Origin of the sequence: Sphingobacterium bovisgrunnientis (assembly GCF_009829085.1) — a bacterium.
Classification (GTDB): Bacteria; Bacteroidota; Bacteroidia; order Sphingobacteriales; family Sphingobacteriaceae; genus Sphingobacterium; species Sphingobacterium bovisgrunnientis.
This window is the reverse complement of the sequence record NZ_WUQY01000056.1, coordinates 1-11923: the sequence shown is the minus strand read 5'-3', so window position 1 is coordinate 11923 and position 11923 is coordinate 1. Positions and strand designations below refer to the sequence as shown.

The window sequence follows — 11923 nt, the reverse complement described above, 5'->3', positions numbered from 1 at the left end:
AGCGTACTGGAGTCACCAAACAGTTGCTCTGGCAAGAGTATATCGAGAGTGATCCCACTGGTTATAGCTATCCGCAGATATCAAAGAAAGATCACGCGGTACTTTCAGCCTCACGCCTGTTGGATAGATAATCTCTACCTGTTCACCTTTTAGGGCTGATCCGGAGGTCATCTCAATAAAACCTCTGCTACTGGTTTCCTGTTCCTTGGACTTGGCGACCCAGTAACCCAAGGTCGCCACGTTGATCCCGTGCAATAGGCCAAATGCTTTTTGGGTCAATCCGCTCGTTTTCCAATCCTCAACCATCGAAAGCATCCTCTTTCTTTTGTGCTCATGACACAAAGATCGGCCTCGTATTCAGACTAAGCAATATGTAATTGGTCGGGCGGATACGTTGAAAACACCAGAAGGAGAATATCTCAAACCTACACAAATACTTGTAGATGCTTATGAATTCACTTTTTCAATCACTTCACCTTCCGCTGAAACGAATCATCCACAATCAAGATGAAAATTATTCTATAGATAGAATTGTGTCCAAACGGAAATTATTAAGTCTACACTGTTTTATTCGCCTCACACAACAGCTAACTGATTTAAAATAACATGAAGCAATATTTGTTGTAGATATAAAATACATTTAGAGAACTTTCTTTACATCATATGTAGCATAATTTATAATCATAAAAAGCTACATTTTATTAAAAAAATTAAATCCAACCTGAATGCTAATTATAAAGGTTGGATTTAATTCTACGAAAATTTGATAAAAGTTTAAAGTAAGCTAAAGTCGACTTTTAAGTGTTTGTCGCTTCTTATGAAAGTTGATACTACTTCATAGGTTAATTTTGATTGCTCACCAGATGCAATTATGACTTGTGTTGATTGCGGATATAAAATTACTTTTTGTGTGCCCTTCCCTTCTTTTAGATGCAATTCGAAATAAAGATCACTAGTATTTGATAATTCATAATATTTAGTTGTCACACCTTGAGCATTGGTTTTTTCGTGATAAGCAGCACTGAATTTTACACATGCTTGGAATAGATTTCGTACGTTTTCTTCTTTACCAAACAAATAATTACTTGACCAAGCTACAGTATTTCCTCTTTCTAATGCTTCTCGAATTGAAGTTGCAGATCTATCTTTTGCCATAACAAGGGTCATTGTTCTATGAACACCTTCTCGCTCGATGTCATAATCGTGGGCTATTAAATTGTGAATGTCGGTATTACCAATTACAGTCAAGTTACGATCTAACGCCCAGTCCAATGCCTTTTTGTGAAATCCAAAGCCATTTACAACTTCAATTCCATGTAACTTTTTTTCTTGGTACATCTTTTCGACAAAAGGAATCCATTCATATGAACCTTTGATTTGAGTTGCTTTCCATCCCGGATGATTCCAAAAAACAAAGGCTTTTTGATCTACTACAGCTTGAATCGCCTTTTCGTCTAATTTACTATCACGTTCTGATACAAGATTATTGTCATTTTGAATAAACAGAGCATTAAAGTGGCCCGGAGGTGTATTACGTGTCACCTCAGTTCCTTTAATAAGGATTATGTTGTTCTCTGCCGCTAAGTCTTTGGCTAATTCGTGAGGTCTTAAATTACTCACTTTTACATCAGCGGAATGTGGAGCATATTCCACGTGTTCTGTAAATGAAATTGCGTCTAAACCTTCTTTCCAAGCTTCTTGTATACGCACATTTGGCCAAACATGTCCATCTGTGAATACTGTATGCATGTGAAAGTCACATTTTAATACAGTAAGTCCATTCACATTGGGAATGCTTATAATCTCACGTTTTTTGCGATAGCGAAACTCGTCCAATCGCATAATTCCATTGTCAGATGCAGTCTGTGCATTCCCCTCAATATTCAAAAGGCTCAATACAGCAAAAATAATAGATAGTTTTTTCATGTTTTTCATAAATCTTGATTGCGACAAAGCTATAATCACATTGTAAAGATTATATGATGTATAGGTAATCAAACTGTAAAGTTTATGGGGGTTATGTTAAGTGCAGTATGCGCAATTAATATCTTAAGATTGCGAGATAAAATGTTTTTTTATTTATCAATCGGTAGCTATAACTAAACTATAATGTTCTTCGTATACTAATTCATATTTGAAATGCATATTAGTACTAAAAAAAAATACCCATTCAATATTTAATAATTTAAAATATTGAATGGGTGATGCATGCAATTCGTAATTCTTATACTCTAATGGAGCTTGAGAATAAATACTGCTTTCTATCAGTTTTTTTTATAGAATATAATTTCCGCTTCTTTGTCATCAAACTCTTTGATTTGCTTCAATAAAGCTTTTTTCATTTTCTTAACAATACCCTTGTACTTAGGATCATCGTATACATTCTTTAATTCTTGTGGGTCATTTTGTAAATCAAAAAGCTCCCACGATTCTACGCGCTTATAAAAACGGATTAACTTGTAGCGTCCTTCTTTGACACCAAAATGAGGAGAAACTGCATGTTCGCCATTCTCAAAATAATGATAAAATATTTGTTTTCTATGTTCTTTTTTAGCTGATTTTAGAACTGGAACAAAAGATTTACCTTGCATATCACTCGGCTTTTTAACACCAGCTAATTCTAATAATGTAGGTGCAACGTCAGCATTTACAATACTTGCATCCGTGTGAGCCCCATTCTTAATTAGCGCTGGATATTTCATGATGAATGGTGTACGGAATGACTCTTGATACATGAATCTTTTGTCAAACCAGCCGTGTTCACCCATATAAAAACCTTGATCCGAAAGATAAATAACGATGGTGTTTTGTTCTAAATTATTTGCTTTCAAGTAATCCAACACGCGCCCAATATTACGATCCATGGATTTCGCAGTATTCAAATAATCAATCATATATCTTCTAAACTTCCATTCCGCCAAAGCTTTACCTGATAGTTTATCCGATTGCAACTTGTCGTAAATAGGTTGATAATAAGCTGCGTATTGCTTCTTTTGTTCTTCATTCATACGCTTGAAGTTACCGTCAGCCATCATCTTTTCCCATGATTCAAACATTTTCAAATCATAGCCCATTCGCATATCTTTATCAATCGACATTTCTTGACCCGCAGCAGCTTTTCGAGAGGAATAATCGTCATAAAAAGTTTCTGGCAAAGGAAATTCATCGTTATCATACGCACCAAAATCCTTAGGATCAGGCATCCAAGTACGGTGTGTAGCCTTATGACCAATTACTAAACAAAAAGGATTTTTGGTGTCAATAGAGTCGAGCCAATTAATAGCTTTGTCCGTCACAATATCCGATACATACCCCTCCACACGCTCCGTTCCTTTATTTGAAATGAAATCCGGATTGAAATAATGCCCTTGATCATTCAGAATATCAAAATAATTGAAACCTTGCAGTTTATGACCTAAATGTATTTTACCAATCCATGCTGTCTTGTAGCCCACACGCTGCAAATCTTTCACGAATAGATTCTGTGAAAAATCAAAATGAGAAGTTTCATTGTCTTTAAATCCATTTTTGTGACTGTACTTACCCGTAAGCAATGTTGCTCTACTTGGTCCACAAATAGAATTATTCACATAAGCATTGTTAAATACTAGCCCTTCTTGTGCGATACGATCAATGTGCGGTGTACGACCAATTTTGGATCCATAAGCTCCAATAGTTTGGTACGAATGGTCATCCGAAATAATAATAACAACATTGGGTTTGGATTGCTGTGCATGGGAAATAATTACATTTCCCATTACGACTGCTAACATTATTAGCCTTTTGATCATGATTACCTTGCTTGATTTATCTTTATAATTTTTGATTCGCTATTCGTAGCCTTGATTTCTAAAGTCACTTCGCGAGCGTTTGCTCCTGTGTTTGGTGAAACCGTTATTTGCTGCGAAACTTTAGCCGAACCGTATACTCTGTTTATTGTAAGCCAAGATACATTTTCTGATTTCACAATCCACCAACCATTGGTTGTGCCATCAATTGTGAGATTGTATGAGCCTCCTGAGGCTGGTACACTTGCAGGAATATCATGTGTCACTTCAAATGGTCCAGCTTGTGGTGCTACAGGCTGATCTTTACTACAAGAACTCAGTAGCAACAGCAAACTAAAAATAGCTGAATAAATTTTAAAATATTTATGTGTTATAATTTTCATCGTATTCATAATTACCAATTAGGGTTTTGTTGCCATTTACCATCAGTTAACTCAATCATGCGTTGTTGGATTGGCAATAAATAATCTCTGTTCACTTTAAATCCAAATCCATTTGGAAGAACTGCTTTATATGGATCTATGTAGCGTAGAGCAGTACCTGCGCTTCCTGTTAAGTAAAAATTCACAGATTTACCAGCAGGGGCAGTATCGAAATATAATAATGAACTATTATAAAATCCTGTTGGAGAATTTTCAGTATCCAGATTAGACCCTACAAATAAAGCACCTAGTGGTCTTTTACCAACAATTAGCTTATCCGCTGCTGCCCATCTGAAAATATCGGCTAAACGCGTGCCTTCTGCTACCATTTCCACACGACGCTCTCGACGTACTGCTTGGATCACTTTTCCTAAATCATTAAACGCATAATCTGCATTTGCATTAAATTCACGGTCAAAGTTCACATCAGGCATTCCCACACGTTGTCTTAATGGACGCAATGCCTCAATCACCTGTTGTGAATCTTCACCTAACTCTGCGACAGCTTCAGCATAGTTTAATAAAACTTCAGCATATCGAAAATAAATTACAGGCGTCGCACTCATGCCATCATCCAAAGTTGCCGCCATATTATTGTATTCTATATACTTATACATCGGGTATCCCGTTGTATTTCTGTTCATTCCACTTTGATTGATTGGCGGGAATGCAGCTACAGTACCACCTGGTCGAATAGGCTCTCCCGGCATACCTACTGTCTGTGATAAGCGAGGGTCGCGAATTGTAGGAAGCAGTTCTTGACCATATGTGCCTTGCACGGATTTTCTTTCTGCGCCGGCAAATGGTCTTCCATCGCGTGTTAGATAATCATCAACTAAACTCAACGTAACCCCAATATCACCACCACCAGTAGATAAATATTTAGAAACACCATGCCCAATATTTTCAGCAGGATTATATTTACGCCACATTAAGACTTCTCTATTGGTACTCAGGTCAGCGGTATTGAATAAGTCTCTGTAATCTGACAATGCCGATCCTGATGTGGAGATAGACCAACGATTACTATTTATTACAACTTGAGCAGCTTCTTTTGCAGCAGTCAAATATTCTTTGATCTTAGCGTCGGTAACTGTACTTGTCGCAAAACCTGTATTTTTAGCTTTGTGATATTTCTGCCAAGTTCCTTCATATAAAGCTACTCTTGAAATCATTGCGTGCGCCACATCTTTATGTACACGCATCGAACTACTATTTGCTTTTGTACCAAGTAACGTAGTCGCCTTTTGCAAATCATTTAGCACTGAGTCTATGATTACAACCCTACTATCTCGTGCTAATAAAGTTGACTCATCATCCGAACTCAATAAAGAATTTACCCAACTTACATCACCATATTTCTTAACCAACTCAAAGTAGAACCAAGCACGAAAGAAATAAGCTTCACCTCTATACTGATCAATATCACTTTGATTTCCTTTTACGCCAGAGGCTTTATTTAAGAAAAAGTTTAATCCGCGAATATCTCTATATTCATTTAATGCCTGTGCATTTGATACAGTCAATTGACCATTTAATCTTGGATTTACAGTCGTAAAAATCATGTTGTCCGTACGTGCATCATCGTAAGCAATACCTTCTCCTCCCGTGAATGCTGGATGATTAGGTAGCTTCTCATAAAATTGATTCATGTATAGTCGTAGTTCGTTCGCTGTAGCTAAACTCCCTGTAGTCGAAAGTTGGTCAATAGGCAAACGATCCAAAAAATTATCATTACACCCTGTTGTCAAAAACAAGAATGAAAAAGCATATATATAGTTTTTAATTTTCATTTGAATACAATTAGAAAGTAAGATTAACACCAAAAGAATAAACCTTGCTTAATGGATACATTTTACCCGTTCCTGAACCGCCAGCCAAAGTTTCTGGATCAAACATTTTCACCAATTTGGTAAATGTTAATAGATTTTCTCCACTCCCAAAAACGGACAATCTATTGATTCCAATGCGCTTACTCACCTCATTCGGCACACTATACTGTAAAGTCAAATTCTTTAGGCGTATGAATGAAGCATTCTGAACGTATCTACTTGAAGGCGATTGCGTTTTGTTCGTATACGAACTAATAGCACCTACAGGAGAAGCATACGGATTAGGGAAATACGCATCTGGATTCTCTGGCGTGTAGTAATCTAAATGCTGTTGGAATACGGTAACTTGAGCAAGTGAGCCCGATCCCCAAAAATAAGCATCTAATGCTGCAGGCAAATAATTTTGTTTTCCAACCCCTTGCCATAGCATATTCATAGACCAATCTTTCCAAGTCAATCCGCCAGAAATACTAAAATTATAACGTGGACTGCTGTTACCGATGATACTGTAATCCCCCATATCGCCCAATCGATTAGCACCAATATCGACCTTACCATCACCATTGATATCCTCATATTTGACATCACCTACTACCCAATCTCTTGCCGAAAGGTAACTACGGTTTAATTGATTGTATGCATTTGCTTCCTCCTCAGTCTTCAACAAGCCATGTGCGGTATATCCCCATAATTCACCAACTTCTTTTCCTTCATACCAAGCGCCTCCAGGATTGAAGTTTGTTGGATTTTGATATTTCGTAACAATAGATTTATAATCTGTAAGCATCATACCTACATCATAGCTCCAATCGTCATTGATTCTATCTCTCCATTTTAGAGAAATTTCCCATCCTCGAGTTTGCAAATCTGCATTATTCGTTTGCGGTGCGGTAGCACCAAACATATCAGCTACATCACGCGATGGACCTAGCATATCTCTGGTATTTCTTTGATACCACTCCAACGTACCTGATAATCGTTGATTTAACATGGTAAAGTCAGCACCTATATTCATGCTCTGCACTTTTTCCCATGTAATTAAAGGATTAAATGCAGCTGGCGCCTGAATATAGCTTTCGCGGTCATTACCAAAATAATAGCGGCCGCCAGTTCCTGGACCAGGAATAATAATATTCATGCTTTCTAAGTAAGCATACATGTTTGCTCCTGCTTGATTACCAAGGTTACCGTAAGATCCTCTAATTTTTAGTTGATCGATCCAAGACACATTATCTTTGAAGAAATACTCTTCGCTAATATTATATCCAGCAGATACCGACGGGAAGAATCCCCATCTTTGTGACGCTGCAAATCGAGAAGAACCATCGTAACGACCATTCACTTCTAAAAGGTATTTATTCGCAAAATTATAATTCACACGCGCAAAAAAACCACGTGTAGCCCAGTGATTACGAGCTTCATTTGAAGACTTCGTACCCGTTGCCAAATCTGTACCTGGTCTATCAAAACTAATTAATTCAGTAGCAGATGATGTCAACTCTTTGTACTGCATGTACTCTTGTTGGAAACCCGCTGTAAGGTCAATTTGATGTTTATCAAATTGCATTTTATAATTCGTGTAGATATTTGGCGTAATATAATTTTGCTCCGACATCGTGCGAGAGAAACTACCCGTAAGTGGAATATTATATTCTGATCTATTTACAGAAATAGGTGTGCCGTCAATACCATAGATTGTACCCGGCAGTTTTAAAGTGCTACCATCGTAATTACTTCTTCTAAAATTCAAATCAGCAAAAACTTTCCAATTTTTCAATGGAGAAATCTCTAAACCACCTAAAAGAACTAAAGTTCCATTATTAGTCTTTCCTTCAGAACCAGATTGGAGGTAAGGAATCATTGATTGTTCATTCCAATTACCATAAAAATCATACGGCGATACATTTGGACGCATGCGTGCCAAATTGTGAAAGAACATATCTTCGTATCCCGCTAACGGAGTTCTATTCGAATTTTGCGTATACTTTACATTTGATTTCACCTTGATGAAATCAGTTAATTGTGAATTTACTGACACATTAAAATTATAACGGTTATAATTGATGTCAGCATAACGCAATGATCCGCCTTCATCATAGAGACCACCCGAAACAAAGAATTGAGTTCCTTCATTCCCTCCACTTAGGTTAAAATTATAATTCTGACGCATTGCATAAGGTTTGTAATGTAAGTCAAACCAATTTGTATTTGCCACACCATTCGCCGAATTCTCCCAACTGCCATAGGTGTTGTTTAAAACTTCAGGAAATATTGAAACAGATGTGGGGTCATTTATATATTGTTGCAATAAAGCGATTTTTTCTTCTGAATATTGTCTAGTACCCAACGCGTTGAAAGTTGCCGCATTGAAATAATTAGCAAACTCTACTGAATTTACCATATCAGGCAAACGAACGGGAGTCGTAAAGCCTGTGTTACTTGTAAAGTTTATCTGTTTTCTTCCAGCTTTACCTGATTTTGTGGTTACTAATATTACACCATATGCTGCACGAGAACCATATATTGCACCTGCAGAAGCGTCTTTAAGTACAGAGATATTCTCAATATCACTAGGATTTACATCAGCTAAAGACATTTCCAATCCATCCACAAGAACATAAGGTTGGTCAGAACCACTAAGGTTTCCTGTACCTCGCACATTTAGTTTGAAAGATTGCCCCGGCTTAGTTGCGCCATTTACACTTACGTTTAGTCCTGGCATAGCGCCTTGTAAACTTTGTGTAGCATTCACTACCGGTCTATTTTCCAATTCACTCCCCGAAATTGTACTTACAGATCCAGTTAGATTAATTCTTTTTTGTGTACCATAACCTACTACCACAACTTCATCCAATTGCGCTAAATCTTCTTCTAATACAATTTGCATTAAGCCTTGCTCAGCTGGCAATTCTTTAGCTAAAAATCCAACTGAAGAAAAGTGTAAAACAATATTAGATCCTGTAGTTTCTAACGCGAATTTCCCTTCAGCATCGGTCAAAGTAGATTTTGTGCCGTTAACTTGCTTTACAGAAACATTGGACAATGGATTGTTATTTTTGTCCCTCACAATACCTGTAACTACAGTAGTCTGAACAGCTTTTGAAGCTTTAATAACCGCACGATCATTACTGATATATTCTATCTGTAATGAATTTTTGGCTAAAATCGGTAAAAGGAATTCTTTCCATTTTTTTCTTTCAACTGCTATATTTTCAATGCGAACATCTTTTACAGCATCCTCATTGTATATAAAAGCAACATCAGTCTGCTTTTCAATATCAGTTAAAATATTTTTAAGTTTTGCTTCCCTATATTTTAGGGTAACATAATCCTGCGCTAATGATTCATTTGCCATTAGATTAGCAGCGAAAGCAGTAATAAATACTACAATTAATTTAAGCATTATTAGGCACTTAAAGTAATAAGCAATAGGCACATGTGTATAAGCATGTGAGTTTTTTTTCATAATTTTAGATTTTCAATTAATCAATTGAGTATCACACTTTCCTAGGGCTTGATACTCTTGGTTAACACATTTAAGGGTAGTGACTACATAGTAGTCCTGCCCTTTTTTCATCATTTACTTTTTCATTTAATGGATGTATATGGTATCATTTTTCATTTGGTAGTTTATTTTCAAATTTGTTTTCTTCAGAATATCTAAAACCTGCGTACATTCTTTCTCCTGAAATGTTCCTGAAAAAGATAAATCGCGCAATTCATCTTTTTGAATAATGATTTCTTTATTATACCAACGCTCAAGTTTTACAGCAATCTCAGAAAGAGTCAGGTTATTAAAGACCAAATTATTATCAACCCAAAGCATGTCAGAAACCTTATCCTCCTTCACTTCAGCCTTTGTATAACTCACAGCTTCTTTCAGGATTAATTCTTTTAGACTTAGATCTGCTGCGTTTTTTTCAATATTTGCTTTGGAAATTCTTACTTGATCTCCAGGATTCATAATAATCTCTTTGGTATGATTTCCTCCTTCAATCCTTAGGGAAACTTTACCTTCGATTAGCGAAGTGGTCGTCGCACCGCTCTCTGGGTAAGCACTCAGATTAAAAACAGTTCCAATTACTTTTACTTCCGTATCTTTTGTTTGTATGAGAAGCGGAAGTTTCGGGTTTTTAGCGACAGAAAAGTAACCTTCTCCTTTTAGTTCCATTCTTCGGTGCTTTTCACCGTATCCTTTTAAAACCTTAAGTTCACTTTCATTATTAAGCCAAACCTCTGTACCGTCCTTCAAGGTTAAAAATTTCCTCTCTCCGCGATTGGTTGATATGTATTGCCAATCATCATTTGAAGATTCGGATGCGGAATAGAAATAATATATGCTTGCAAAAGCCACAATAACTATAGCAGCAGCAATACTTGCAATTTTATATAAACGACTAGAATTTGTGATTTTGGATGGTGCAGGAATAATTGTTTTTTCCTGAATTAAATCATTAGGTTTTGTTTTTTCATAAACAATTTCTGCTTCCAGTAAATCGGTTGTATCCACCGATGATGTCAAATATTTGATGAAGCTTAATCTTTCTATATCACCTTCACAAAGCCGCATAAGTTCCTCACTTTCAGCCTTTGTGATATTCCCTTGCAACAGTTTATTTATTAAAAAAAGATAATGCTCTTCCGTATTCGACATATTTATTTTTGCGTTCTAACTATATAGACACATCAAAAAGTCAAATCCCCCATAGGAATATTTATATTTTCAAAAATTCTACGCCTTTAAAAAGCTGAAAAGTTTTTTGACCGCATTTTGAATATGGCGATCCACAGTTTTAGGTGAGATATTCATGGTTTCAGCTGCTTCTTTATAAGTCATTTTATCTTCTTTTACCAAAAGAAAAGCTTGTTTTGTTTTTTCAGGTAACTCTAAAATAGCCTGTTGTATTTTGGCTACAGCCTGTGCTTCTATCATCAATATTTCGGGATTCAATGAGTTATCCGCATAATCAGGTAAATCTCGATTTTCCACATATAATGGTTGTCGCACACGCATCATATTTAAGCATTTGTTTTTAATACTTTTAAGTATGTACTGCTCAACATTAGTGACATGCATCAAATCCTCTCCCATATGCCACATTTTCCACATTATTTCGGATGCAACATCTTCGGCTAAGAATCTATCTTTGAGAATGCCTAAAGCATATTTTTCATAAACTTTATAATTTTGGATAAAGTAAGATTTAAAAACAGCCTCATCTCGCTTCAAAGCAATTTTTGATTTATTCTCAGAAGATAAGATGGTAAGAATCATAATTTTTAAAAAAGATTGGGCAATATACAAATATTATGTCCTACATAACAAATGTTTTTTTAATAGCATGTTAAGTATTTTACTAAATTTTGGTGCTTAACGATTAATCCTTATTAGACGATAAAATAGAAATGAAATTCACCATAATTATAGATAATTAAGGTGTTTTGAAGCTAAAAAACTACATAGTAAATTTTTGTCAAACTTAATAAAAACTTAAAAAAGTTAAGATCGTTAGGTTTTATATGATTAGGGAATTATTACAAGATACATTAGCTCAAGGATACAACATATTGTATAATGGCAATCCAATAAAATTACAAGGTGACTTATTTGAATATGTAGAATTGCATAAAAGCCAAGAATTTGGTGTATTTATTATTAGTGAACTTTTAAAATTAACTGATGAAGAATTGAATAATATGATACTGAAATAGCTATGAAATCATCTTTTATAGGTCATTAGAACTTGTTAGTATGTTGACAATTTATATACATTCTCAAAATTCACTTTTAACCAAAAAATTCAATAAACATCACAAGGGAATTAATAGCTGGACACATTTTGTGAGTATGCTTTTCTGCCATCTTTCATCGGCTGATTCC

10 protein-coding genes are annotated in these 11923 nt (G+C 35.7%); 2 read left to right on the top strand and 8 right to left on the bottom strand.

Annotation, left to right across the window (positions count from 1 at the left end; all coding sequences use genetic code 11):
• Positions 1–12 precede the first annotated feature (12 nt).
• From tnpA to GOQ16_RS16740, 8 genes are all read right to left on the bottom strand, one after another.
• The gene (gene tnpA / locus GOQ16_RS18440) at positions 13–315 is read right to left on the bottom strand and encodes an IS66 family insertion sequence element accessory protein TnpA (protein ID WP_438865735.1); all 303 of its coding nucleotides are present in this window, start codon (positions 313–315) and stop codon (positions 13–15) included.
• Between the two features lie 459 nt (positions 316–774).
• Complete coding sequence (locus GOQ16_RS16770) at positions 775–1926, bottom strand: Sb-PDE family phosphodiesterase (RefSeq protein WP_160070349.1); 1152 nt, start codon at positions 1924–1926, stop codon at positions 775–777.
• Between the two features lie 338 nt (positions 1927–2264).
• Positions 2265–3773, bottom strand: a complete 1509-nt coding sequence (locus tag GOQ16_RS16765; RefSeq protein WP_240141079.1) for a sulfatase family protein — start codon at positions 3771–3773, stop codon at positions 2265–2267.
• Positions 3774–3793: 20 nt separating this feature from the next.
• The gene (locus tag GOQ16_RS16760) at positions 3794–4171 is read right to left on the bottom strand and encodes a BACON domain-containing protein (RefSeq protein ID WP_160070347.1); all 378 of its coding nucleotides are present in this window, start codon (positions 4169–4171) and stop codon (positions 3794–3796) included.
• An 11-nt stretch (positions 4172–4182) separates the two neighbouring features.
• Positions 4183–6003, bottom strand: a complete 1821-nt coding sequence (locus tag GOQ16_RS16755; protein WP_160070346.1) for a RagB/SusD family nutrient uptake outer membrane protein — start codon at positions 6001–6003, stop codon at positions 4183–4185.
• 10 nt (positions 6004–6013) lie between these two features.
• Positions 6014–9508, bottom strand: a complete 3495-nt coding sequence (locus tag GOQ16_RS16750) for a SusC/RagA family TonB-linked outer membrane protein (protein WP_160070345.1) — start codon at positions 9506–9508, stop codon at positions 6014–6016.
• Between the two features lie 126 nt (positions 9509–9634).
• On the bottom strand, positions 9635–10696 hold the full coding sequence (locus GOQ16_RS16745) for a FecR family protein (protein WP_160070344.1): 1062 nt from the start codon (positions 10694–10696) through the stop codon (positions 9635–9637).
• A 78-nt stretch (positions 10697–10774) separates the two neighbouring features.
• Complete coding sequence (locus GOQ16_RS16740; protein ID WP_160070343.1) at positions 10775–11317, bottom strand: sigma-70 family RNA polymerase sigma factor; 543 nt, start codon at positions 11315–11317, stop codon at positions 10775–10777.
• 245 nt (positions 11318–11562) lie between these two features.
• Between GOQ16_RS16740 and GOQ16_RS16735 the strand changes: the two genes are divergently transcribed.
• Positions 11563–11754, top strand: coding sequence for a hypothetical protein (locus tag GOQ16_RS16735; RefSeq protein ID WP_160070342.1), 192 nt, complete (start codon positions 11563–11565; stop codon positions 11752–11754).
• Positions 11755–11794: 40 nt separating this feature from the next.
• Positions 11795–11923: DUF4372 domain-containing protein (locus GOQ16_RS18230; RefSeq protein WP_160070341.1), on the top strand; the 129-nt coding region annotated here is incomplete at its 3' end.